17 protein-coding genes and 4 tRNA genes are annotated in these 24057 nt (G+C 59.5%); 4 read left to right on the top strand and 17 right to left on the bottom strand.

Annotation, left to right across the window (positions count from 1 at the left end):
• Nucleotides 1-45: 45 nt before the first annotated feature.
• From rpoC to tuf, 10 genes are all read right to left on the bottom strand, one after another.
• Complete coding sequence (rpoC, locus tag OEG82_RS11915) at nucleotides 46-4251, bottom strand: DNA-directed RNA polymerase subunit beta' (protein WP_267612660.1); 4206 nt, start codon at nucleotides 4249-4251, stop codon at nucleotides 46-48.
• 178 nt (nucleotides 4252-4429) lie between these two features.
• Nucleotides 4430-8602: a DNA-directed RNA polymerase subunit beta gene (gene rpoB / locus OEG82_RS11910; protein ID WP_267612659.1), complete on the bottom strand. Its 4173-nt coding sequence runs from the start codon at nucleotides 8600-8602 to the stop codon at nucleotides 4430-4432.
• A gap of 258 nt (nucleotides 8603-8860) precedes the next feature.
• Complete coding sequence (gene rplL, locus OEG82_RS11905) at nucleotides 8861-9232, bottom strand: 50S ribosomal protein L7/L12 (protein ID WP_267612658.1); 372 nt, start codon at nucleotides 9230-9232, stop codon at nucleotides 8861-8863.
• Nucleotides 9233-9289: 57 nt separating this feature from the next.
• Complete coding sequence (gene rplJ, locus OEG82_RS11900; protein WP_267612657.1) at nucleotides 9290-9808, bottom strand: 50S ribosomal protein L10; 519 nt, start codon at nucleotides 9806-9808, stop codon at nucleotides 9290-9292.
• Between the two features lie 350 nt (nucleotides 9809-10158).
• On the bottom strand, nucleotides 10159-10857 hold the full coding sequence (gene rplA / locus OEG82_RS11895) for a 50S ribosomal protein L1 (protein WP_267612656.1): 699 nt from the start codon (nucleotides 10855-10857) through the stop codon (nucleotides 10159-10161).
• Between the two features lie 4 nt (nucleotides 10858-10861).
• Nucleotides 10862-11290, bottom strand: a complete 429-nt coding sequence (gene rplK / locus OEG82_RS11890) for a 50S ribosomal protein L11 (protein ID WP_267612655.1) — start codon at nucleotides 11288-11290, stop codon at nucleotides 10862-10864.
• Between the two features lie 199 nt (nucleotides 11291-11489).
• Nucleotides 11490-12020: a transcription termination/antitermination protein NusG gene (gene nusG, locus OEG82_RS11885; protein WP_267612654.1), complete on the bottom strand. Its 531-nt coding sequence runs from the start codon at nucleotides 12018-12020 to the stop codon at nucleotides 11490-11492.
• A 13-nt stretch (nucleotides 12021-12033) separates the two neighbouring features.
• Nucleotides 12034-12234 carry a preprotein translocase subunit SecE gene (gene secE / locus OEG82_RS11880; RefSeq protein ID WP_267612653.1) on the bottom strand — a complete coding sequence of 67 codons (201 nt, stop codon included), beginning with the start codon at nucleotides 12232-12234 and terminating at the stop codon, nucleotides 12034-12036.
• Nucleotides 12235-12433: 199 nt separating this feature from the next.
• Nucleotides 12434-12509 (bottom strand) — tRNA-Trp (locus OEG82_RS11875).
• Nucleotides 12510-13521: 1012 nt separating this feature from the next.
• Nucleotides 13522-14697 (bottom strand): elongation factor Tu, encoded by a 1176-nt coding sequence (tuf, locus tag OEG82_RS11870; protein ID WP_267612652.1) that lies wholly within the window; start codon nucleotides 14695-14697, stop codon nucleotides 13522-13524.
• 408 nt (nucleotides 14698-15105) lie between these two features.
• Here tuf and OEG82_RS11865 point away from each other — a divergent pair, with 408 nt between their 5' ends.
• Entirely contained in the window at nucleotides 15106-15483 is a 378-nt protein-coding gene (locus OEG82_RS11865) for a GNAT family N-acetyltransferase (RefSeq protein ID WP_267612651.1), read from the top strand.
• A gap of 774 nt (nucleotides 15484-16257) precedes the next feature.
• The gene (locus OEG82_RS11860) at nucleotides 16258-16755 is read left to right on the top strand and encodes a hypothetical protein (protein ID WP_267612650.1); all 498 of its coding nucleotides are present in this window, start codon (nucleotides 16258-16260) and stop codon (nucleotides 16753-16755) included.
• Here the strand turns inward: OEG82_RS11860 and OEG82_RS11855 are convergent.
• The 3 genes from OEG82_RS11855 to OEG82_RS11845 all read right to left on the bottom strand — a co-directional run bounded on the left by OEG82_RS11855 (nucleotide 16721) and on the right by OEG82_RS11845 (nucleotide 17812).
• A complete protein-coding gene (locus OEG82_RS11855) occupies nucleotides 16721-17221 on the bottom strand; it encodes a DUF1643 domain-containing protein (protein WP_267612649.1) in 501 nt (166 codons plus the stop codon). The genes OEG82_RS11860 and OEG82_RS11855 overlap by 35 nt on opposite strands.
• 413 nt (nucleotides 17222-17634) lie before the next feature.
• Nucleotides 17635-17708, bottom strand: a tRNA-Gly gene (locus tag OEG82_RS11850).
• 19 nt (nucleotides 17709-17727) lie between these two features.
• A tRNA-Tyr gene (locus OEG82_RS11845) sits at nucleotides 17728-17812 on the bottom strand.
• Nucleotides 17813-18097: 285 nt separating this feature from the next.
• Here OEG82_RS11845 and rlmB point away from each other — a divergent pair.
• A complete protein-coding gene (rlmB, locus tag OEG82_RS11840) occupies nucleotides 18098-19000 on the top strand; it encodes a 23S rRNA (guanosine(2251)-2'-O)-methyltransferase RlmB (RefSeq protein WP_267612648.1) in 903 nt (300 codons plus the stop codon).
• A 137-nt stretch (nucleotides 19001-19137) separates the two neighbouring features.
• Nucleotides 19138-19213 (top strand) — tRNA-Thr (locus OEG82_RS11835).
• A gap of 194 nt (nucleotides 19214-19407) precedes the next feature.
• Here OEG82_RS11835 and OEG82_RS11830 read toward each other — a convergent pair.
• From OEG82_RS11830 to OEG82_RS11815, 4 genes are all read right to left on the bottom strand, one after another.
• Nucleotides 19408-19662 carry an SGNH hydrolase domain-containing protein gene (locus OEG82_RS11830; protein ID WP_267612646.1) on the bottom strand — a complete coding sequence of 85 codons (255 nt, stop codon included), beginning with the start codon at nucleotides 19660-19662 and terminating at the stop codon, nucleotides 19408-19410.
• Nucleotides 19659-21260, bottom strand: coding sequence for an acyltransferase family protein (locus OEG82_RS11825; protein WP_267612645.1), 1602 nt, complete (start codon nucleotides 21258-21260; stop codon nucleotides 19659-19661). Before OEG82_RS11825 ends, OEG82_RS11830 begins: the two co-directional genes overlap by 4 nt.
• Before the next feature lie 265 nt (nucleotides 21261-21525).
• The gene (locus OEG82_RS11820) at nucleotides 21526-22806 is read right to left on the bottom strand and encodes a flavin-dependent oxidoreductase (protein WP_267612644.1); all 1281 of its coding nucleotides are present in this window, start codon (nucleotides 22804-22806) and stop codon (nucleotides 21526-21528) included.
• Nucleotides 22807-22924: 118 nt separating this feature from the next.
• The gene (locus OEG82_RS11815; protein WP_267612643.1) at nucleotides 22925-24040 is read right to left on the bottom strand and encodes an NADH:flavin oxidoreductase/NADH oxidase; all 1116 of its coding nucleotides are present in this window, start codon (nucleotides 24038-24040) and stop codon (nucleotides 22925-22927) included.
• Nucleotides 24041-24057 lie beyond the last annotated feature (17 nt).

Raw genomic sequence — 24057 nt, 5'->3', positions numbered from 1 at the left:
GCCGCCCCGAAGGGCGGCCTTTTTTCATTGAGTGAAGGCGCGAGCCTATTCGGCCGGCTCTTCTTCCGATGTCATCTTGGTCAGCATAGGTGCCGCCGATTCCGCACCGGATGTCTTGCGGCGCTCGTCCAGGATCAGATCGTCGCGCGCCGTGGCGATGCGACGGATCTGGGTCATGGTGCCACCGGTACCCGCAGGCACCAGACGTCCGACGATGACGTTTTCCTTGAGACCCTGCAGGGTGTCGACCTTGCCTGCAACAGCCGCTTCGGTCAGCACCTTGGTGGTTTCCTGGAAGGACGCCGCCGAGATGAAGGAAGGCGTCTGCAGCGAGGCCTTGGTGATGCCGAGCAGAACCGGCACGCCGTAGGCTGGCTTCTTGCCATCTTCGACGAGACGCTCATTGGCATTGTCGAGCTCGATCTGATCGACATTGTCGCCGACGATGTAGACGGAATCGCCTGCATCGGTGACTTCAACCTTCTGCAGCATCTGACGGACAATCACTTCGATGTGCTTGTCGTTGATCAGAACGCCCTGCAAACGGTAGACTTCCTGGATCTCGTTAACGAGGTAGGAGGCCAGAGCCTCCACGCCCTTGATCGCAAGGATGTCGTGCGGCGCAGGATTGCCGTCGAGGATGTAGTCGCCCTTTTCGATGTAGTCGCCATCCTGAAGGTGGAAAGGCTTGCCCTTCGGAATCAGGTACTCGACCGGTTCCATGCCATCTTCAGCCGGCTCGATCAGGATGCGGCGCTTGTTCTTGTAATCGCGGCCGAAGCGGATCGTGCCATCGACTTCCGCGATGATGGCATGGTCCTTCGGACGGCGAGCTTCGAACAATTCCGCCACCCGCGGCAGACCGCCGGTGATGTCCTTGGTCTTGGCGCTTTCGAGCGGCACACGGGCGAGAACATCGCCCTGGCTGACCTTGGCGCCGGGTTCGACCGACAGGATCGCGTCAACCGACAGCTGGAAGCGGGCTTCGCCACCGCGAGCCAGTTTGGCGATCTCGCCATCCTTGCCCTTGATCACGATCGACGGCTTGAGATCGACACCGCGCGGGGTTGACCGCCAGTCGATGACCTGACGCTTGGTGATGCCGGTTGCCTCGTCGGTGGCCTCGAGAACCGAGATGCCGTCGACGACATCTTCAAATTCCACGGTGCCTTCGACTTCCGTCATCATCGGGCGTGTGTACGGGTCCCACTCGGCCAGACGCTGGCCGCGCTTGACCGCATCGCCGTCGTCCACATAGATCTTCGAACCGTAGGCAACACGCTGCGAGGAACGCTCGGTGCCGCCTTCGTCAAGGATCTGAACCGCCATGCTGCGGCCCATGGCAATCAGGTTGCCATCGGAGTTGCGCAGCATGTTGCGGTTCTTGATGCGAACCGTACCCTCGTAAGAGGCTTCCGGGAACGACTGGTCGACCACGGTGGCGGCGCCGCCAAGGTGGAAGGTGCGCATGGTAAGCTGCGTGCCCGGCTCACCGATCGACTGCGCGGCGATGACGCCGACAGCTTCACCGATGTTGACCGGCGTACCGCGTGCAAGGTCGCGTCCGTAGCAGGTTCCGCAAATTCCGGTCTGGATTTCGCAGGTCAGCGGCGAACGGATGCGGATCGACTGGATGCCGACAGCTTCGATCTCGACCACTTGCGCTTCATCGATCGTCGAACCGGCCTTGACCATGAGCTCACCGGTCAGCGGATGATTGATATCATCAAGCGTGGTGCGTCCAAGGATACGCTGGCCGATCGAGGCCACAACCTGTCCGGCGTCGACGATGGCTGTCATCGTCAGGCCTTCGGTGGTGCCGCAATCGACATGGGTGACGATGCAATCCTGTGCAACGTCAACCAGACGACGGGTCAGGTAACCCGAATTCGCCGTCTTCAGCGCGGTGTCGGCAAGGCCCTTACGTGCGCCGTGAGTCGAGTTGAAGTACTCGTTCACGGTCAGGCCTTCCTTGAAGTTCGAGATGATCGGCGTCTCGATGATTTCACCCGACGGCTTGGCCATGAGGCCGCGCATGCCGCCCAGCTGACGCATCTGGCTCGGAGAACCACGGGCGCCGGAATGGCTCATCATGTAGATCGAGTTCATCTGCTTCTGACGGCCGTTTTCATGGAATTCGACCGACTTGATGCGCGCCATCATTTCGTCAGCCACCTTCTCGGTGGCCTTGCCCCAGGCGTCAACGACCTTGTTGTACTTCTCGCCCTGGGTGATGAGGCCTTCATTGTACTGCTGCTCGTATTCCTTGACCAGGGTGTCGGTGTCGCCGACGATCTTGGCCTTGGTGTCCGGAATGACCATGTCGTCCTTGCCGAACGAAATGCCGGCGCGGCAGGCATGACCGAAGCCGAGCTGCATGATGCGGTCGCAGAAAATGACCGTGTCCTTCTGGCCGCAGTGGCGGTAGACGGTGTCGATCATCCGGGAAATGTTCTTCTTGGTCATTTCCTGGTTGCAGATCTCGAACGGCACATTGACGTTCTTGGGCAGAAGTTCGCTGATGATCATGCGACCCGGTGTGGTCTCATAGATCTTCGAAACCGGGTTGCCTTCGGCGTCCACGGTCTTGAAACGGCCCCTGATCTTGGTGTGCAGGGTGACCATCTTGCTTTCGAGTGCGTGATGCAGCTCACCCATGTCCGAGAAGGCCATGCCCTGGCCCGGCTCGTTCTCGGCGACAATCGAGAGATAGTAGAGACCCAGAACCATGTCCTGCGACGGCACGATGATCGGCGCGCCGTTGGCAGGGTGCAGGATGTTGTTGGTCGACATCATCAGCACACGGGCTTCGAGCTGGGCTTCCAGCGACAGCGGTACGTGAACCGCCATCTGGTCACCGTCGAAGTCGGCGTTGAACGCCGTGCAGACGAGCGGGTGCAACTGGATCGCCTTGCCTTCAACCAGGATGGGTTCGAAGGCCTGGATGCCCAGACGGTGAAGCGTCGGCGCACGGTTGAGCAGCACCGGATGCTCGCGGATCACCTCGTCGAGGATATCCCAGACTTCCGGCTTTTCCTTCTCGACCAGCTTCTTGGCCTGCTTGACGGTGGACGAGTAGCCCTTGGCGTCAAGACGGGCATAGATGAACGGCTTGAACAGCTCGAGCGCCATCTTCTTGGGCAGGCCGCACTGGTGCAGCTTGAGTTCCGGGCCGGTCACGATGACCGAACGGCCGGAATAGTCGACGCGCTTGCCGAGCAGGTTCTGCCGGAAACGGCCCTGCTTGCCCTTGAGCATGTCGGACAGCGACTTCAGCGGACGCTTGTTGGCACCGGTGATGGTGCGGCCACGGCGGCCGTTGTCGAACAATGCGTCGACGGCTTCCTGCAGCATCCGCTTTTCATTGCGGATGATGATACCGGGCGCGCGCAGTTCGATCAGACGCTTGAGACGGTTGTTGCGGTTGATCACCCGGCGATAGAGATCGTTCAGGTCGGAAGTGGCGAAACGGCCACCGTCAAGCGGCACCAGCGGACGCAGGTCGGGCGGGATCACCGGAACGATCTTCATGATCATCCATTCCGGACGGTTGCCCGAATCAATGAAGCTCTCAACGATCTTGAGGCGCTTCATCAGCTTCTTCGACTTGAGTTCCGACGTCGTGGTGGCCAGTTCGGTGCGCAGTTCGCCGGCAATGCGCTCGAGGTCCATCGAGGCAAGCAGTTCGAAAATCGCCTCGGCGCCGATCATGGCGGTGAAGCTGTCTTCGCCGAATTCGTCGACGGCGACCATGTAGTCTTCCTCAGAGAGAAGCGAGTTCTCCTTGAGCGATGTCAGGCCGGGCTCGGTGACGATGTAGTTCTCGAAATACAGGACGCGTTCGATATCCTTGAGCGTCATGTCGAGCAGCGTGCCGATGCGCGACGGAAGCGACTTCAGGAACCAGATGTGGGCAACCGGTGCTGCCAGCTCGATATGGCCCATGCGCTCGCGGCGCACGCGGCTCAGCGTGACTTCGACGCCGCACTTCTCGCAGATGACGCCCTTGTACTTCATGCGCTTGTACTTGCCGCACAGGCATTCATAGTCCTTGATCGGACCAAAGATGCGCGCGCAGAAAAGACCGTCGCGTTCGGGTTTGAACGTACGATAGTTGATCGTCTCCGGCTTTTTGATTTCGCCGAAGGACCAGGAAAGAATCTTTTCCGGGCTGGCGATCGAAATCCGGATGGAATCGAACGTCTGCGCCGGTACGGCGTTGTTGAAAAGATTCATGACCTCATGGTTCATGCCTGTCTCCTTTTAGGGCTGTTCGCCCTTGGCTTGCGACGGCGCCGGCAGACACCCGGCAACAGGCCATCGCCTGAAATTCGTTTAGACCGCGTCAGACGCGGGCGTAATCTCCCACCCGCCGGTGGCGGGAAGGAGTATGGCGCGAGGAAACGAAATCCCTCGCGCCTTCCAGGCTTTATTCGGCCGCGTCGGGAAGTTCTTCCCGGTCCGCGATGTCATCGGCCTTGACCGATTCCAGCTCGACATTGAGTCCGAGGGACCGCATTTCCTTGATGAGAACGTTGAAGCTCTCCGGAATGCCGGCTTCGAAGGTGTCGTCGCCACGCACGATGGCCTCGTAGACCTTGGTCCGTCCTGCCACGTCGTCCGACTTGACCGTCAGCATTTCCTGCAGGGTGTAGGCGGCACCATAGGCTTCCAGAGCCCAGACCTCCATTTCCCCGAAGCGCTGACCACCGAACTGCGCCTTGCCGCCCAGCGGCTGCTGGGTCACGAGCGAGTAAGGTCCGATCGACCTGGCGTGGATCTTGTCGTCGACCAGGTGGTTGAGCTTGAGCATGTAGATGTAGCCCACGGTCACCGGACGGTCGAAGGTGTCGCCGGTACGCCCGTCATAGAGCGTCGACTGACCCGAGACATTGAGACCTGCCTGTTCGAGCATGACGTTGATGTCGGCCTCGACCGCACCGTCAAACACCGGTGTGGCAATCGATACGCCGCGGCGGGTCTGCTCGGCCAGCAGGACAATCGACGGATCGTCGTATTGCTGGATCGGCTCGCCCTTCGGACCGGTTCCGATCACGCTGTCGATGGTGTCACGCAACGGTTGGATCTCTCCACCCGCATTGTAGGCATCCAGCATGGCGCCGATCTTCTTGCCCATTCCCGAGCAAGCCCATCCGAGATGGGTTTCGAGGATCTGTCCGACGTTCATGCGCGACGGCACACCCAACGGGTTGAGCACGATGTCGACATGGGTTCCGTCTTCGAGGAACGGCATGTCTTCGCAAGGCAGAATGCGGGAAACCACACCCTTGTTGCCATGACGGCCGGCCATCTTGTCGCCTGGCTGGATCTTGCGCTTCACGGCGACAAAGACCTTGACCATCTTCATGACGCCTGGCGGAAGTTCGTCGCCGCGCTGGACCTTTTCGACCTTGTCCATGAAGCGGCTCTCGAGCAGCTTCTTGGAGTCGTCGTACTGGCCACGCAGCGCTTCGATCTCGCCCTGCACCTTTTCGTCCTCGACGGCGAATGTCCACCACTGCGAGCGCGGATATTCGCTGATCGATTCGGCGTTGACTTCGGAGCCCTTCTTGAAGCCCTTCGGTCCGGCGATGGCAGGCTTGCCCGCAAGCATGTCCGACAGGCGGCCATAGACGTTGCGGTCAAGAATTGCCTGTTCGTCGTCGCGGTCCTTGGCCAAACGCTCGATTTCCTCGCGTTCGATGGCCATCGCACGTTCGTCCTTCTCGACGCCGTGGCGGTTGAAAACGCGAACTTCGACGATCGTACCGTAGGTTCCGGGCGGCATCCGCATGGAAGTGTCACGGACATCGGACGCCTTTTCACCAAAGATGGCGCGCAGAAGCTTCTCTTCCGGCGTCATCGGGCTTTCGCCCTTTGGCGTGATCTTGCCGACGAGAATGTCGCCCGGCGCCACTTCGGCACCGATATAGACAATCCCGGCCTCATCGAGGTTGCGCAGCGCTTCTTCCGAAACGTTCGGAATGTCGCGTGTGATCTCTTCCGGTCCGAGCTTGGTGTCGCGCGCCATCACTTCGAACTCGTCGATGTGGATGGAGGTGAACACGTCGTCAGAGACAATGCGCTCGGAAAGAAGGATCGAATCCTCGTAGTTGTAGCCGTTCCAGGGCATGAACGCGACGAGCACGTTGCGACCGAGCGCCAGATCACCGAGATCGGTCGACGGACCGTCGGCGATGATGTCGCCCTTGTTCAACACGTCACCGACAGTGACCAGCGGACGCTGGTTGATGCAGGTGTTCTGGTTGGAACGCTGGAACTTCTGCAGCCGGTAGATGTCGACGCCCGAACTTGCGGCATCGATGTCCTCGGTAGCGCGGATCACGATACGCGTCGCATCGACCTGGTCGACAATGCCGCCACGACGGGCCGCGATGGCAGCGCCGGAGTCACGGGCCACGATCGGCTCCATGCCGGTGCCCACGAAGGGCGCCTCGGCGCGGACCAGAGGCACGGCCTGACGCTGCATGTTCGATCCCATCAACGCACGGTTGGCGTCGTCGTTCTCGAGGAACGGGATCAAGGCAGCGGCCACCGACACCAGCTGGCGCGGAGACACGTCCATCAGGTCGATATTGTCGCGCGGTGTCATCATCACGTCGCCGGAATGACGGCAGACGACGAATTCATCCACCAGATGGCCGTCTTCGCTGACGTCGGCATTGGCCTGCGCAACAAAGTACTTCGCTTCTTCCATGGCCGACAGATAGATCACTTCCTTGGTGACCAGGCCGTCCTTGATCTTGCGATAGGGGCTTTCGATGAAGCCATACTTGTTGACGCGCGCAAATGTGGCGAGCGAGTTGATCAGACCGATGTTCGGGCCTTCCGGCGTTTCAATCGGGCAGATACGGCCGTAATGGGTCGGGTGCACGTCGCGGACTTCGAAGCCTGCGCGTTCACGGGTCAGACCGCCGGGTCCAAGCGCCGACAGACGGCGCTTGTGGGTGATCTCGGACAGCGGATTGACCTGGTCCATGAACTGCGACAGCTGCGAGGAACCGAAGAATTCACGCACCGCGGCAGCAGCCGGCTTGGCGTTGATCAGATCCTGCGGCATCACGGTGTCGATCTCGATGGACGACATGCGCTCCTTGATGGCGCGCTCCATGCGCAGCAGACCGAGACGGTACTGGTTTTCCATCAGCTCGCCGACCGAACGCACCCGGCGGTTGCCGAGGTTGTCGATGTCGTCGATTTCGCCCTTGCCGTCGCGCAGCGAGACAAGCGTCTTGACCACGGCGAGAATGTCGTCCTTGCGCAGAACGCGGACGGTGTCCTCGGCGTCGAGGTCGAGGCGCATGTTCATCTTGACGCGACCAACGGCGGACAGGTCGTAGCGCTCGGAATCGAAGAACAGCGAATTGAACATGGCTTCGGCGGAATCGATGGTCGGCGGCTCACCCGGACGCATGACCCGGTAGATGTCGAACAAAGCTTCCTGGCGATTGGTGTTCTTGTCCGCATGCAGCGTGTTGCGGATATAGGCGCCGATGTTGATGTGATCGATATCAAGGATCTTGATGTCGTCGTAACCGGCCTCGATCAGATCGATCAGGTTGCCCTTGCGCTCGCCGGACTTGGCGTCGACGGTGAATTCAAGCTCGTCACCGGCTTCGAGATAGACTTCGCCGGTTTCGGGATTGACGATGTCCTCGGCCAGATAGGCTCCGACCAGGTCCTCATCGGTCGCCTTGATCGACTTCAGACCCTTCTCGGTCAGCTGCTTGAGCAGACGCGGTGTCAGCTTCTTGCCGGATTCGACCACGACTTCGCCGGTGTCGGCGTCGATCATGTCGGCCATGGCCTTTTGACCCTTGAGGGTCTCGGGCTGGAACGGAATCCTCCAGCCTTCGCCATCACGGGCATAGACCGAGTGGGTGTAGAAGGTCGACAGGATTTCCTCGGCATCCATGCCCAGCGCCAGAAGCAGCGACGAGGCCGGAATCTTGCGGCGACGGTCGATACGGGCGTGGACAATGTCCTTCGCGTCGAATTCGATGTCGAGCCAGGAACCGCGATAGGGAATGACGCGCGCGGCAAACAGCAGCTTGCCCGACGAATGGCTCTTGCCCTTGTCGTGATCGAAGAACACGCCGGGCGACCGGTGCATCTGGGACACGATGACGCGCTCGGTGCCATTGACGACAAAGGTGCCGTTGTTGGTCATGAGCGGCATGTCGCCCATGTAGACGTTCTGTTCCTTGATGTCCTTGACCGACTTGGCGCCCGTATCCTCGTCGATATCAAACACGATCAGGCGCAGCGTCACCTTCAGCGGCGCTGCGTAGGTCAGATCGCGCTGACGGCATTCCTCAACGTCAAATTTGGGGTTTTCGAATTCGTAGGAAACGAATTCCAGCATCGCACTGCCGGAAAAGTCCGAAATCGGAAACACCGATTTGAAAACCGCCTGCAGTCCTTCGTCAGAACGGCCGCCGAGCGGCTCGTCCACCATCAGGAACTGGTCATAAGAAGCTTTTTGAACCTCGATGAGGTTCGGCATCTCCGCCACTTCCGGAATTTTTCCGAAAATCTTGCGTACGCGCCTACGACCGTTGAAAGAAAGGGTCTGAGCCATCGTCGCTCCTTGTCAATTTGCATCCGGGCCTGCAACAGACGAACGCCGCTGGCCAAGCGACTCCGTCATATAAATGGATTCGTTCAATCTCGTCTCAGTTCCCAGAGCGGCGCGGCCGGAGTGCCTTGCAGTCTGGGTCAAGACTATTCTTTTGAAGAACCCATTACCCAAAAGCCGTTTTGCGGGCTTTTGGGTAATCCGTTCATCGTCAGAAACATCCGGGGGCAAGCCAGGCCCGCCCCCGGACGCAAAAAATGCTTACTTGACGGTGATCTTTGCACCAGCGTCTTCAAGCTTCTTCTTGATGTCTTCAGCTTCGCCCTTGGAGATGCCTTCCTTGACAGCCTTGGGAGCAGCTTCGACCAGATCCTTGGCTTCCTTGAGGCCGAGACCGGTGATCGAACGGACTTCCTTGATGACGTTGATCTTGTTGGCGCCGATTTCGGCGAGGATCACGTCAAATTCAGTCTGTTCTTCAGCAGCTTCGGCAGGAGCAGCAGCAGCGGCAGCGGCAGCAGCCGGTGCAGCGGCGGACACGCCCCATGTTTCTTCGAGCATCTTCGAAAGCTCAGCAGCTTCCATGACGGTCAGGGCGGAAAGTTCTTCCACGATTTTGGCGAGATCAGCCATTTTCATATTCCTTGTATTCGGTTCGAACCGGTTTTGAGTTGTTAAGCGAAGGTCTGCCTATGCAGCCTCGTCCTTGCGGGCATATGCGCCGATGACACGCGCGACGGAACCCGCCGGTGCGTTGACGATCTGTGCAATGCGCGTTGCCGGCGTGGCGATCATGCCAAGCAGCTTTGCGCGCAGCTCGTCGAGCGACGGGAGTGTGGCCAAAGCCTTGACTCCGTCGGCGTCGAGCACTGTCGACCCCATCGCGCCACCAAGGATGACCAGCTTTTCGCTGACCTTGGTGAACTCGACGGCAATCTTCGGAGCTGTCACCGGATCATCGCAATATGCGATGAGCGTCTGACCTGTGAAGAGATCTGCGACCCCTTCCGACTCCGTGCCCTGAAGAGCGATTTTGGCAAGGCGGTTCTTCGCGACCTTGACCGTGCCTCCAGCTGTGCGCATGCGCGACCGAAGGTCGTTCATTTGCGCAACCGTGAGACCGGCGTAGTGGGCTACGACAACCGAACCTGCGTTTGTGAAAACGCCGTTCAGTTCCGCGACGAATTCGCGTTTTTCCGCTCTATCCACTGCGTTTCTCCAGTTGGCAGATGATGCATGCACCACCTGCCGGGTTTGCCTTTGCCGCCAGGGATTCTCATCGAATCCACAAGCGACGCTTGAGGATCCTGTCCCCTTACGCCGAAACCGACCAGCGGCCGCGGCACAAGGCAAGCGAGGTTCGAACCGTCAGAGCTTGCGCTCCTTGAAAACGGATCTTACCCGTCTCATGCAGGCGACGAAATTAAGGTGAACCGATAAGGGCGCACCACCTGCAGTCTCGGACAGGGAGCCCGGGGATTGCGCCCCGGACCTTTTCGGCCCGAAAGCCGAAAACTGAGGAAAACCGAATCTTTATCCGGTCTCCCTAATTCACTGGATCAATCGACGCTGAGCGACGACGGATCGATCTTTACGCCCGGGCCCATGGTCGAGGAAATCGCCATGCGCTTGAGGTAGTTGCCCTTGGCGCCGGTCGGCTTGGCCTTGACCACGGCATCGGCGAAAGCACGAATGTTTTCTTCGATCTGCTCGGGGCCGAAGGAGGCCTTGCCGATACCGGCATGGACGATACCAGCCTTCTCGACGCGGAATTCGACAGCACCACCCTTGGAGGCGTTGACAGCACCGGTCACGTCCATGGTCACGGTGCCAACCTTGGGGTTGGGCATCATGCCGCGCGGGCCGAGCACCTTGCCGAGACGGCCGACGAGCGGCATCATGTCCGGCGTGGCAATGCAGCGATCGAATTCGATCGTGCCGGACTGGACGATGTCGACCAGCTCTTCTGCACCGACGATGTCGGCACCGGCTGCACGGGCTTCGTCAGCCTTGTCGCCACGGGCGAAAACAGCGACGCGAACGGTCCGTCCGGTTCCGTTCGGCAGGTTGACGACGCCGCGAACCATCTGGTCAGCGTGACGCGGATCGACGCCGAGGTTCATCGAGACTTCAATGGTCTCGTCGAACTTCGCAATCGCCCGTTCCTTGATCATCGAAACGGCTTCGCCGAGCGGGTAGTACTTGTTGCGGTCAACACCTTCATTGACCTTTTGCATGCGCTTTGCAGTCTTGGTCATGGTCTTATCCCGTCACTTCCAGGCCCATGGAGCGGGCAGAGCCCTCGACCATAGCCATCGCGCCTTCGATGTCGGCAGCGTTCAGATCCTTCATCTTGGCTTCGGCGATTGCACGGACCTGGTCACGTGTGACCGAACCGGCAACTTCCTTGCCCGGCAATTTCGCGCCGGACTTGAGCTTTGCTTCCTTCTTGAGGAAGTAGCTCACAGGAGGCTTCTTCATCGCAAAATTGAAGGACTTGTCCTGGTAGTAAGTGATGACGACCGGAATCGGCATCCCCTTTTCCATTTCCTGGGTAGCAGCATTGAATCCCTTACAGAATTCCATGATGTTGATGCCACGCTGACCAAGTGCCGGACCAATCGGGGGCGACGGAGTCGCCGAACCGGCCGGTACCTGCAGCTTGAGTTGGCCTGCAACTTTCTTAGCCATAGTCTCTCTGCCTCTCTTTATGGCGCCGCACTGGCGTCGCCTTGATGCCGGACAAACCGTCCGGCGGCTGCGGTTGCGTGGTGCGGATTGAAAGGCCGGCTACAGCCCCCTCACCTTCCACGCGGCTACATCACCGGCGGACCGGCAATGCAAAACCCGTCCGCATCCTCTTGCGAAGACGCGGGCCGGGCAATTGGTATCAGACCTTCTCGACCTGACCGTATTCGAGCTCGACCGGTGTCGCCCGACCAAAGATGGAAACCTCCACCTTGAGACGTGACCGCTCTTCGTCGACCTCCTGAACCGTGCCGTTGAACGAGGCAAACGGTCCGTCGGAGACCCGCACCTGCTCGCCGATCTCGAAGGCGATCGATGGCTTGGGCCGCTCGACGCCTTCCTGAACCTGGGTGAGGATGCGCTCGGCCTCGGAATCCGGAATCGGCAGCGGCTTGGCTTCGCTGCCCAGAAAGCCGGTGACCTTCGGGGTGTTCTTGATCAGATGAAAGGCTTCATCGGTCAAGTCGGCGCGGACCATCACATAGCCCGGGAAGAACTTGCGCTCCGCGTCGACCTTGCGGCCGCGGCGGATTTCGACAACCTTCTCGACAGGCACCAGAATCTTTTCGAACAGATGGGAGAGGCCCTTCTGGCGCGCCTGCTCCTCGATCGATTCAGCGACCTTCTTTTCGAAGTTCGAATAGGCGTGGACAATATACCAACGTGCAGTCATCTTTTCCCCCGCCTCAAGCGCCGATGTTCAGGATAAGCGAAATCGCCCACCCCAAGGCCTGGTCGGCCGTAAAAAAGAAAATGGAGGCCACAACCACCATAACGAGAACCATGATCGTCGAGATCGAGGTCTCGCGGCGCGACGGCCACTTCACTTTCGCAGTTTCAGCCCGAACCTGCTGGAGGAATGTAAACGGATTTGTTTTGGATGCCATTGTCTGCCCACGCTTATACGGCGCGTAAAGCCGGTCTCCCAGCTCCACGCACCGCGTGTCTGTTAACGTCCTACATAAAGCCCGATTCTTGAAATCACAAGAGCCAATCGGTCTTTTTTCGATATCGACCGGTCAACTGGCCCGAAGATTGCTCCCGGCCTGCACGCATTGACCGATCCCAATCTTAACCAGCACCGGCTGGCAGGGGCAGCAGGACTCGAACCTGCGACCTACGGTTTTGGAGACCGTCGCTCTACCAACTGAGCTATACCCCTAGGCCGGTGGCGGCTCTGATAGCGTCAAAAGCAGGAGGAATGCAACAAAGAAGTGACGGCAATCGCACCCATGGCCTGTTTTTCTTGATCCGGCCCCGATTTGACGCCCCGGCCGCCCGGATCGGACGGCACCGCGACGCATCCCGTCGCCTCTGGGCTCCGGTCGCCAACCGATTCTTCTGTCCTCTCAATGGGGTGGCGAGAGCACGGCAAAAAGCCGTATTGCACCCGACAGCGCACTCGAGCACATCGATGCTGGCACCGGTGACAGCGGCGAGATCGTTGCCATCCGTCGATGTCCCGGCCCGCCATGCAATCACCGGCGACTGCCCGACGATATCGGTCGAAACCCGCATGCGCATGATTCGGCCGAGATAGCCGGCCATGATCGCGGGGTCAGGCACTTCGCGTGTCACCACTGCACGTCGCGACGATGACGCCATTGCCGGCACCATTGCCCCGCATCACCATTGATTCGGTGGCTGGCCGGGCATCACGGGTTAACGAGGCGTCGCATCGGCGCCATGAAAGCCTGTACACTTGCCTCTATCGTTGATCCTGTCGCCGGGACTGCCCTTGCAGCCGCATTCCTTCAGGGCAAAGGCTCCGCGCATCCCGCGCCATGGCTGGCGGCCACGGGGAGGTGCGGGCTTTTTGGTGCACACTGCCGTCGGTCCTTGACCGCAGTCAGCTCCCCTCGCCCCGGCCGGCATCAAGTGCCCTGAACATCCCCGCCACACCCTCTCCAGGTTGCGACAGTCAGCGGTAGTGCTGGCACGGCGCGCTGACCCTTAGCCGTCAGACGTCCCAACAAAACAAAAATGCGAGCCCGAAGACCCGCGTTCTGCATTGTCCTATCATTCTGTCGATAGCTTGCGCCATCAACATCCGATCATCGATTACTCGATGATCGTGGCGACGATGCCGGCGCCGCCAAAACAAAACGCGCCGAAGCGCGTTTTGTATTGTCATATCGTTCCGTCGGCAGCTTTCGGCAGCCGCCGATCATCGATCACTCGATGATCGTAGCGACGATGCCGGCGCCGACGGTGCGGCCGCCTTCGCGGATGGCGAAGCGCAGCTTTTCTTCCATCGCGATCGGCACGATCAGCGCCACTTCAGCCGAGATGTTGTCGCCCGGCATCACCATTTCGGTGCCTTCCGGCAGTGTCACAATGCCCGTCACGTCGGTCGTGCGGAAATAGAACTGCGGACGGTAGTTGGTGAAGAACGGCGTGTGACGGCCACCCTCTTCCTTGGTCAGAATATAGGCTTCTGCCGTGAACTTGGTGTGCGGCTTGACCGAACCCGGCTTGCACAGGATCTGGCCACGCTCGACGTCCTCACGGCCAACGCCGCGAAGCAGTGCGCCGATGTTGTCGCCGGCCTGGCCCTGATCGAGCAGCTTGCGGAACATTTCAACGCCGGTGCAGACCGTCTTCTGGGTGTCGCGGATGCCGACGATCTCGACTTCCTCGCCAACCTTGACGACGCCGCGTTCGACACGGCCGGTGACAACCGTACCGCGACCCGAGATCGAGAACACGTCTTCGATCGGCATCAGGAACGGCATGTTGATCGGACGTTCCGGCGTCGGGATGTATTCGTCAACAGCGGCCATCAGCGCGCGGATGGCGTCTTCGCCCTGGGCCTTGTCGCCATCATTGAGGGCGACCAGAGCCGAACCCTTGACGATCGGAATGTCGTCGCCCGGGAAATCGTAGGACGACAGCAGTTCGCGGACTTCCATCTCGACCAGCTCGAGCAGTTCCTCGTCGTCGACCTGGTCGACCTTGTTGAGGAAGACGACCAGCGAAGGCACGCCAACCTGACGGGCAAGCAGGATGTGCTCGCGGGTCTGGGGCATCGGGCCGTCGGCAGCCGAGACAACCAGGATCGCGCCGTCCATCTGCGCCGCACCGGTGATCATGTTCTTGACGTAGTCGGCGTGGCCGGGGCAGTCGACATGGGCGTAGTGACGGGCGTCGGTCTCATACTCGACATGCGCCGTCGAGATGGTGATGCCGCGTGCCTTTTCTTCCGGCGCCGCATCGATCTGGTCATAGGCCTTGAAGTCACCAAAATACTTGGTGATCGCAGCTGTCAGCGATGTCTTGCCGTGGTCAACGTGACCAATCGTGCCGATGTTAACGTGCGGCTTATTGCGCTCGAACTTACCCTTTGCCATCGTCCTGTATCCTGTAATTCTGTTGGCAGACTGTGGATCCGGACGTGTTTGAACCGGGACCCGCGAGAAGTTAACGCGACATAAGGGTTTCGCCGTGGTTTCGCAAGTAAAAATCACAGCGGACGAAATGCCGGAAAACTGCAGCAATGCCGCTCGAATCAGCCACCCCGGCACGAAAATTGCTGCAAATGACAATGCAGTGGGGCGCTCGGGCCGCAGCGCAGTTGCGATGAGATACATCGACCGATATGCCTGTGACCACCGCCACGGCGCTGTGAACCGTCTAGGGTGACAACCAGAGGCAAATTAGCGCTGGCGACTTGATCACGATGCGGTCAATGTTCCAGGACATGCCAGACAGGGCCACCGGTCACCGCATTCGCATAGATACGCAATGGAGCCGCACCCATGCAGTTGAGACCCGCGACACCGGATGATGCGCAACGTCTGTTTGACTGGCGCAACGATGACGTGACCCGGCAGATGTCGGTATCGCCGGACCCCGTGGACTGGGACGGTCATGTCGCTTGGCTGTCAGCCCGGCTCGAGCGCGCAGCCCCGGGGCTTTATATCGCGGAAGCGGACACTGGCGATGCCGTGGGCTCGGTCCGGATAGATGGCGATGAAATCAGCTACACCGTGGCGCCGGCCCATCGCGGCAAGGGAGTGGCAACGGCCATGCTGGTGCTCGCCCGCGCCGAATTCGGAGAAAAAGAGCCCGGATCAAACGCGGCAACCAGGCCTCGATCGCCGTGGCGACAAAGGCCGGGCATCTGGTCGAACTGATCGGCTGACCGCCTCGGCAGACCGGCCGATCGTCAGCAAGCCGGCGGCTTCCGCTCACCATGTGTGTGGCCAAGCACCATGCAGCCATGGTGAAAACGGCACATGCAGTCTCCATCCCGCTCACGCGGAACATCGACAGATAAATTCTGGTAAGAATCTGGAGCGGGTAGAGGGAATCAAGTTAGAAGTTTAAGTCTTTGTAATCTTTGTTCATTTGTGCGCTCGCTCAAGACGATACCGTACTCGGATACCGTCACATTCTTGCGCTGTTGAGAGGCTATACGAGCCGCGCTGAGACAGCAAATCCCCTCCACGGCCATCCACAATTATTATTTATCTGCAATGACTTAGGCCACGGCAGAGCGTGTCTGGCCGTGGGTTTTGGCGCTTTTTAGGAGTCACAGAAATCGCGAGGTAAACGGCTATCCACGGAATGCTATCAATTGCTACTTTACCGAGAGTTCAGCAGGTCTGATAACTACTGCTTCGGCGGGGGAGGCTAAATTGCAAAAACGAAAATGCGTCTTCTGCGGAGCACCGCCTCCGCTAACCCGCGAGCACGTAATCCCTTCATGGCTGCAAGATTATGTGGGAGGCGGCGAGCCGTCCCAGTTCATAGGAACAAGGACAAGCTTCTTCGGGGCACCGTTGGACGAGCGGCGGGCAAGTGGCGCGTCCCATACACTCAAGAGCGTATGCGGAAAATGTAACCACGGCTGGATGTCACAACTAGAGTCGCGTTTCGGTGAATTACTTCCACGAATGGAGGCCGACATGACTCCTAAGCAGTTCACGAAAGCCGAACGAGCCACTATAGCAACTTGGATAATCAAAACCGGCATCGTGGCGCACCTCAGTTCCAACTATCGACGCATACTCCCTGACGACTTTCCTCAGTGGATGTCGCAAGGACGGGTGATACCAGCAGGCATTACAGTATTCGGCGGGAAATTTGAGCCGGGGCAGAAAGTGCTCTGGGCGCAATCAAACTTCGCCTCACTCACAATTAGAAAATCAGATAGCGAGTCGCTCGACGCATATCAGCGCACGTTTGTCTTCGCTTTGGCCATCAAGGGGATATTCATAGGCTTCGGTTGGCACGGATTGGATCGGCGCAACTATACGATTGCGCTACCTGACGGCGACATGCACCACTTCTATCCCCACCCTCGCTCCGCGAAATCAGTCAAGGTCTATGAGGATATTCGGCTACCCGCGATGCTGGTTCGGCTTGAACCTAGTAGAAGTCGATCAAGGGAGCTTCACCGTTGATGTACAGCGGGTGTTTGGGGGAGCCGTCATGATTCACATGCAAGGCCACAAGGCGCACACCAAAATCTTTTGCGCGAGCTTTCAGTCGCAACGCTTGTTTTGGTGCGTCCTTATTCCCGCCCCAACCGCATATGACAGGGATGTTTTGTGCTGCCGCAGCGATAAGTGCAATCCCTATATTCTTTGCGTTGTCAGGACCAACAGGGTCGATGTGCCCATCAAGTTCCTTGGGGTTCGTGGCTCGGAGCGCAAACAGATTGACTACAATCAAGCCGCCAGCACCCTCACGCTTTGAAAATTCAATGCAGCGGCCAATTGTACGGTCGTCCACCGCAGCGTCAGCCGTTGACGGGTTGAGCATTATGAAGGTTTGAGGGGGTTCATGCCCCCATCTCCGTTCGAGCCAGTAACGGTATGAACCGCATGGAGAAATGGTCGCGTCCGATTTAGTAAATACATCTGCCATAAAATATTTCTGCAATTCTACTCAACACTATGTTGAATACTTGTAATATATACTGCGAGACTCACTCAACGATTCTTTTATATGCGACGTCAACTATTTTTCATTACGATGTTGATTAGTAGTTCGATCCCCGTGTTCAGAACCTAACCCTCGTCGCCTTCAGGAATCGAACTAGCAAGCACAGCGAAGCAGCGCCCAACAAAATCAATGAGTTGGGGACGCTGTTAAAATCAGGTCTGACGGTATCGGGAATGATATGCGCTACGCATACCGTCAGCAACGCCGACTAATGGATATGGTGCGTGGTGAGATTTGCCAAAAATAGGTCATATTTTAGTATGAAAACCTACTAAATAGGAAATTTGGAGAATTTCGTCCTGATTTCTTGGTTGCAATCGGAATAATATTCCAACTGGAGCGGGTAGAGGGAATCGAACCCTCGTATTCAGCTTGGAAGGCTGCTGCTCTACCATTGAGCTATACCCGCATTCACGACCCCGCGACGGTGGTGGAGGAAGTTGGATTTGAACCAACGTAGGCGAAGCCAACGGATTTACAGTCCGTCCCCTTTAACCACTCGGGCATTCCTCCGGTCCAACCGTCAGGGTCATGCATCCAAGATGGACAAACCCGAAAACCATCGGGCCTTGCAAACTCGATGATTGGTTAGAAACATCAGGCTCGCGGTCGGCGTTATGACGGCGCATGGTTCCCGTGTCAACAAGCTTTGCCACAAAAACAACCGCTTCCTGCACGCTTCCCCCGCGTGGCCCGCATGGCTGCCGCCGCCGGGGCGGCCCGACCGCCCGGGCACAGCCGGTTCACACCCTGCCGCGCCATGTTGCGCCCGGGTGCAATAAGGGTATAAAGCGCGCCATGAGCAAAGATGATGATGCCGGCACGACCGGTTCCAACCGCGACACCCATTACGCCAAGCTGCGCCGCACCCATCGCGACGCAAAGCGGGATCAACAGGGGCTGCCGCCAGTCCAGCCCCGCGACAAGCGCGACCTGCCGGCCCGCAAGGGCACGCTGTATGGCGAGAAAATGACGCCCGACACGGTCTATCTTTACGGGCTGCACACGGTGCGTGCGGCGCTGGACAACCCGGCGCGGCGGATTACATCGTTCAGGGCGACCCGCAACGCGCTGATGCGGCTGGAGATTGCCGAGGATGCGGTGCTGCCGTTTCCGCTGGAAATGGTCTCCCCGCAGGACATCGACCGGTTGCTTGGCGATGACGCCGTGCACCAGGGCGCGCTGCTCGAAACAGCCCCGCTCAAGCCGCGGCCATTGGCCGATCTCGGCGACACGCGGCTTCTGGTGATTCTCGACCAGGTGACCGATCCGCACAATGTCGGCGCGATCATGCGCTCCGCGGTGGCGTTCGGCGCCGGCGCGCTTGTCACCACGCAGCGCCACAGCCCGCAGGAATCAGGCGTACTGGCCAAGGCCGCATCAGGCGCGCTGGAAATGATCGATCACATCGAGGTGCGCAACCTTGCGGCCGCGATCGAGGAGATCAGGGCGCAGGGCTTCGTCACCATCGGACTTGATTCGGAAGGCCCCTCGCCGATCGAAACCGGCCTGTCGGGCGGCAAGATCGCCCTGGTGCTGGGCGCCGAGGGCAAGGGGCTGAGGCAGAAAACCCGCGAGACGGTGGACACGCTGGTCCGCCTCGACATGCCCGGCGCGATCAAATCGCTCAATGTCTCCAACGCCACGGCGATTGCGCTCTATGCCGCACAGCAGTTTCTCGCCCGCGACGGCGCCGCCTGAAACGACCAGAGACCGGGCTTGAACGCCGGTTGCGCACCCGTCTCCGTCCCCATCCCGGGGCCGGAATCGGAATGAGAACCGCAATCACGCGGATTTTGCTTTACAGACGCGGTGAATATGCTATCCGCATCCCCGCTGCCCTTGTAGCTCAGTTGGTAGAGCACCTGATTTGTAATCAGGGGGTCGCGGGTTCGAATCCTGCCGGGGGCACCATTTTTTCATCCATCGCCAAATACCCTGAGGGGCCTTCGGACAGTACCGCAAGGCTGACTGCGCGCTGATCCAGCCTTGGATTCTTCAGTGGTGGGTATCAGGCCATCACGAACGGGTCGGACTGGGCATGTGCCGCACAAGTCTGGCCTGGGGAAACTGCCCACAAACCCCTTCGCGCATCTGCCGAAGAGACATTATTGCGATGTGGCCAGTTCTAAATCGAGACTGTCGAGGACTACCTCGACGCCATGCTGGGAGAGGTGACCGGCATCGAAGAAAAACAGATCTTTCGCATCCCGGTAGCGGCAGTTTGACGCTTCGCAGAAGATAGCGAATGGATCTATCACATGCAGGCGGTCATTCTTAGGCAGAATATCGGCCAGAAGTCGGCGTTCTGCATCATAGGTCAGATAAGGTTCGACTGGCGCGTAATGTTGTGAATTCTTCATTTGCCTTGCGAACAGATCGGGAGCAGCCGAAGCAAAACGGGGGAAAGTCCATAAAGGACAATCCTCGCCTCTGTCCTGTCGAGAAGCGTCTGAATGCTTTGGGCCAGGTTGCGCAACTGGCTGACATCATCCTCTGCGCCCATCTGCCACCAGGAGGCTATGAAAATGAGGTCCGGCTGTGTTGCAAGAATCAGATCCAGACGTTCATCGTTTATGGCGCGGCATTGTTCCGGACGAATGGCGAAGTCAAAGTCCAGGTTGAATGGACACGAACTCGACGTGAATTCGATCACCGAAAGTCCCGGAGTTTCGCGCAGTGCCTTGCTAAACCCGGCGGCGTATGAATCGCCCACCAATGCAATACGGGTCTGGTCGGGGTCATTGTCGATACACTCCGGCGGCAAATTGCTTTTGCCATCGAGCATGAAGCAAGTCCCTTCCCGGCGCCCCAATTCAGCGACGTATTGTGCTTCGGTCTTGTCCACCCCAAAGCCCAGCAGCGGCAAGGAAAACCAGAGCCCGGCGGAAACCACAAGAAGTGCCAGCCAGCCTCCGGCGAGCTTTTGGGCTACGCGCGAAGGCCGCTGCAGCCGTATTGGCAGTTCGACCAGCAAATAGGTGAGCCATGCCAGCACCACAGCTGCCGAGACGGCAAGCAGCGAAGCCACAACTGAAAGCTCAAAGGTGCCGAACCGATCCAATGACCAGAACCTGGCGTAAACCAGCGCGGGCCAGTGCCAGAGATAAAGCGGGTAACTGATCAAGCCGAGCGCAATCAGAGGCTTCAGCACCAGAGCACGATTGATCAGGGAAGCGGGACCGGCAGCTATGATCAGGACGGTGCCCGCCACAGGAAATACGGCACGCCAGCCCGGAAAATGTTCAAGGGTCGAAATCATCGGGAAGCTGGCAGCCACCAGTGCGAGGCCAACAAGTGAACACAGGTTTCTCTCAATGCTGCCACGAGCAGAGTAACCCACCATGGCGAGCAATCCTCCGGCCATCGGTTCCCATAGCCGGTTGAACGGAAGGTAATAGGCTCCGTTCGGATCGTGAAGCGTCCACACGACGCAGAGTCCAAATGAGCCGAGAAATATGAGCATTCCTGAAAGAACGACACCGCTGCGAAACCTGAATGAGAAAGCCAGCACCAGGGGCCAAAGCAGGTAAAACTGTTCTTCAACCGCCAGTGACCAGAGGTGGAGAAGAGGCTTGGTCGCAGCCAAAGCGTCACCGTAGCCAGCCTGGGACCAAAACAGGAAATTTGCCACAAAGCCGAGGCCTGCGACAACACTTTCGACCAGGCGCGCAAAACCTTCGCCCACCAGCAAGAAGCTGCCGGTACCCAGGGTAGCAATGACGACAACCAGCAGGGCGGGGAATATCCGCCGGATGCGCCTGGTGTAAAACCCGACAATGCTGAAGGTGCCTTTTTTCAGATCCCTCAACATGATCCCGGTGATCAGATAGCCGCTGATCACGAAGAACATGTCCACGCCGATAAACCCGTCGGGCATCAGGGCCGGGGAGGCGTGGAAGGCTACAACCAGCCCCACTGCTATTGCACGTAGGCCGTCTATATCAGGTCTGTAGGTCATGCGGTTCATAACTGTTGACTGACACAGCTTTGAACCCGCAATTCTTCGATTGGTTCCTGTTTACATCGCTTTTCCAACACGCTGAGGGCTAAGACGCGGACAAAACCGCCGCTGATCCTGGTGGATCCGCCGCGGCCTCACGATTGAGATTTGCTCCACCGAACTCGCACGCGTTACCTGGTTCTGCCCCCGGTGCTCGACCAACTCTTGTGAATAGACGATTGTCGGATCATGCCCTGGGGCACGGCCGTCGCAACACCAGAGATCACACCACCCGGGAGCCCGGCGCGATGGTGGGTGGGGCGGCGTTGAGGGTGTCACGGGCGAAGCCGGCGGCGGATTTGTATCTGGCCATGAAGTCGGCGCGTTCAGCCTGCGGGATCACCGCGTCGATATCGTCGAAGACGCCGCCGCAGCGGTCGTTGACCATGTTGAGCAGGCCGAACGGCCCTGCCCCGCGATTGCGCAGAATGAGCGCCGAAATCGGCGCGCACAGATCCGCATTATAGGCTGCCAGCGCTTCGGCGCCGACGCCGTGGGCGAGAAATTTCGCCCCCAGGATGCGGGCGTCGACAACCGCCTGGCTGGCGCCGTTGGAACCGGTCGGATACATCGCATGCGCCGCGTCGCCCATCAGCGCGACCGGCCCGTCCACCCATGTCGGGACCGGATCACGGTCAATCATCGGATTTTCAAAGGCGATATCGGCGCCCCGGATCAGCGCAGGCACATCCAGCCAGTCGAAGCTCCAGTCCTCGAAATGGTGAATGAAATCGTCGATCCCCACCGGCCGGAACCAGCCCATGGTCTCATGCGCCGACGGATCATCATAGGTGACTTCGGCGATCCAGTTGACCAGCGCCAGACCGGTGTCGGGATCGGGCGGCGAAATCGGGTAGATCACCATCCGGTGCCGGTGCGTGCCCAGTCCGATGAAGGACGAACCGGTGCGCACCGGTTTCACACGCGAGGTACCGCGCCACATCACGGCACCGCCCCAGTGGATCGGCGGCTGGGTCGGGTGCATCTGCGCCCTGATGGCGGAGTGAATTCCGTCCGCCCCGATCAGCAGCGCGCCGGTCTCCTGCGCCTCGCCGGATTTCGTCTCGATCGTCACCGTCACACCGCCGTCGGGATTGACCCTGTAGCCGGTGGCGCGGCAGCCGAGCCGGACCGCATCTGGACCGGCCAATTCGACAAAGCGGCGATACAGAGCCATGTGAAACTCGCCCCGGTGCGCGGCATATTGCGGCCAGTCATAGCCGGCCAGCAGGCCGCGTGGCTCGGAATAAATCTCCTGGCCGTTCATCCCGACCAGCGCCCATTCCTTGGCCTGCACCCCGAAACCGTCAAGATCATCCGCCGTGAAACCAAGGTCGAAAAGCTCGCGCACGGCATTGGGCTGAAGATTGATGCCGACGCCCAGGGGATTGAGATCGTTCACGGCCTCGAGCACAACGCAGTCGACGCCGATCTGGTGCAAGGTCAGTGCAAGCGCCAGCCCGCCAATGCCGCCACCGGCAATGATCACCCTGTTGTCCGTCATCCCGAAAAGCTCCGTTCGTTCATTTTTCTTGCACGCGCGTGCGCCGTCTCACTAGCATATCGGGCCGCCATGTCGAACAGGACGAGCGATCAGCAATGCCCTTCAATCCGGCCCCGTGTTAGCGCTGCCCGATCCTTGCCGCCTTGAACAGGTCGGGAAAGTCGCGCGGTTTGGAGCGCCAGTATTGCCTGGGCGCGCTGACCTGGGCGCCGAGGGCGGCTGCGGCATGCCAGGGCCAGTGCGGATCGTAGAGGATCCCGCGGGCCAGCGCGACGGCGTCGGCCTGCCCTTTCTGCACGATCGCCTCGGCCTGTTCGGGTTTGGTGATAAGGCCGACCGCGATGGTCGGAAGGCCGGTTTCGGCTTTCACCCTGCTGGCAAACGGCACCTGGAAACCGGGGCCGACCGGGATCTTCTGTTTTGGCGACACGCCGCCGGTGGAGACATGGATTGCCGCGCATCCGCGCTCTTTCAGCGCTGCAGAGAGCGCAAGCGTGCCGTCCAGGTCCCATCCGCCTTCCACCCAGTCCGTGGCCGACACCCGGACCCAGACCGGCATGTCGTCGGACACCGCCGCCACGACCGCATCAAATACCCTGAGCGGAAACCGCATCCGGTTTGAAAGCGATCCGCCATAGGCGTCGGTGCGCCGGTTTGCCAAGGGCGAAAGGAACTGGTGCAAGAGGTAGCCATGAGCCATGTGCAGTTCGATGCCGCGGAAGCCAAGGCGCTGCGCTCTCAGCGCCGCGCCGGCAAAATCGTTGCAGACCCGCGCCAGCCCGGCTTCGTCGAGGGCTAGGGGGACGTCCTCACCCTCCCCATGCGGCACGGCAGACGGCGCCTCGGCTTTCCATCCATGCGGCTGATCCGGCCGGATCTGCGCGCCGCCGTCCCAGGGCGACTGGCTGGAACCCTTGCGCCCGGCATGGGCAAGCTGGATCGCCACCGGCATGGTCGACTGCCCGCCCAGCACGTCCATGACCCGGCGCAGTGCGGTTTCGTTGGCATCCGAATAGAGTCCCAGATCCCCAGGCGATATCCGCCCCACCGGCGACACCGCGGTGGCTTCGATGATCAAAAGCCCGGCGCCGGACAGGGCCAGATTGCCCAAATGGATCAGGTGCCAGTCCTGGGCGCTGCCATCGATGGCGGAATACTGGCACATCGGCGCAATGATGACGCGGTTTTCAAGCTCAAGCGTGCCGAGTTTCAGGGGGGTAAAAAGGTGGCTCATCTGGTCAGTTCCCAATG

The sequence above is a fragment of the Hoeflea ulvae genome, from assembly GCF_026619435.1.
GTDB classification, from domain to species: domain Bacteria; phylum Pseudomonadota; class Alphaproteobacteria; order Rhizobiales; family Rhizobiaceae; genus Hoeflea; species Hoeflea ulvae.
The sequence above is the reverse complement of the archived record's forward strand: the minus strand, read 5'-3'. Positions and strand labels throughout refer to the sequence as shown.

What these genes read in the sequence shown, in the direction of transcription:
- rplK (WP_267612655.1), bottom strand. Translation starts at nt 11,290, where the DNA reads ATGGCTAAGAAAGTTGCAGGCCAACTCAAGCTGCAGGTACCGGCCGGT.
- OEG82_RS11830 (WP_267612646.1), bottom strand. Translation starts at nt 19,662, where the DNA reads ATGAAGAATTCACAACATTACGCGCCAGTCGAACCTTATCTGACCTAT.
- secE (WP_267612653.1), bottom strand. Translation starts at nt 12,234, where the DNA reads ATGGCATCCAAAACAAATCCGTTTACATTCCTCCAGCAGGTTCGGGCT.
- OEG82_RS11865 (WP_267612651.1), top strand. Translation starts at nt 15,106, where the DNA reads ATGCAGTTGAGACCCGCGACACCGGATGATGCGCAACGTCTGTTTGAC.
- OEG82_RS11815 (WP_267612643.1), bottom strand. Translation starts at nt 24,040, where the DNA reads ATGAGCCACCTTTTTACCCCCCTGAAACTCGGCACGCTTGAGCTTGAA.
- tuf (WP_267612652.1), bottom strand. Translation starts at nt 14,697, where the DNA reads ATGGCAAAGGGTAAGTTCGAGCGCAATAAGCCGCACGTTAACATCGGC.
- rlmB (WP_267612648.1), top strand. Translation starts at nt 18,098, where the DNA reads ATGAGCAAAGATGATGATGCCGGCACGACCGGTTCCAACCGCGACACC.
- nusG (WP_267612654.1), bottom strand. Translation starts at nt 12,020, where the DNA reads ATGACTGCACGTTGGTATATTGTCCACGCCTATTCGAACTTCGAAAAG.
- OEG82_RS11860 (WP_267612650.1), top strand. Translation starts at nt 16,258, where the DNA reads ATGACTCCTAAGCAGTTCACGAAAGCCGAACGAGCCACTATAGCAACT.
- OEG82_RS11855 (WP_267612649.1), bottom strand. Translation starts at nt 17,221, where the DNA reads ATGGCAGATGTATTTACTAAATCGGACGCGACCATTTCTCCATGCGGT.
- OEG82_RS11825 (WP_267612645.1), bottom strand. Translation starts at nt 21,260, where the DNA reads ATGACCTACAGACCTGATATAGACGGCCTACGTGCAATAGCAGTGGGG.
- rplL (WP_267612658.1), bottom strand. Translation starts at nt 9,232, where the DNA reads ATGGCTGATCTCGCCAAAATCGTGGAAGAACTTTCCGCCCTGACCGTC.
- rplA (WP_267612656.1), bottom strand. Translation starts at nt 10,857, where the DNA reads ATGACCAAGACTGCAAAGCGCATGCAAAAGGTCAATGAAGGTGTTGAC.
- OEG82_RS11820 (WP_267612644.1), bottom strand. Translation starts at nt 22,806, where the DNA reads ATGACGGACAACAGGGTGATCATTGCCGGTGGCGGCATTGGCGGGCTG.
- rpoC (WP_267612660.1), bottom strand. Translation starts at nt 4,251, where the DNA reads ATGAACCATGAGGTCATGAATCTTTTCAACAACGCCGTACCGGCGCAG.
- rpoB (WP_267612659.1), bottom strand. Translation starts at nt 8,602, where the DNA reads ATGGCTCAGACCCTTTCTTTCAACGGTCGTAGGCGCGTACGCAAGATT.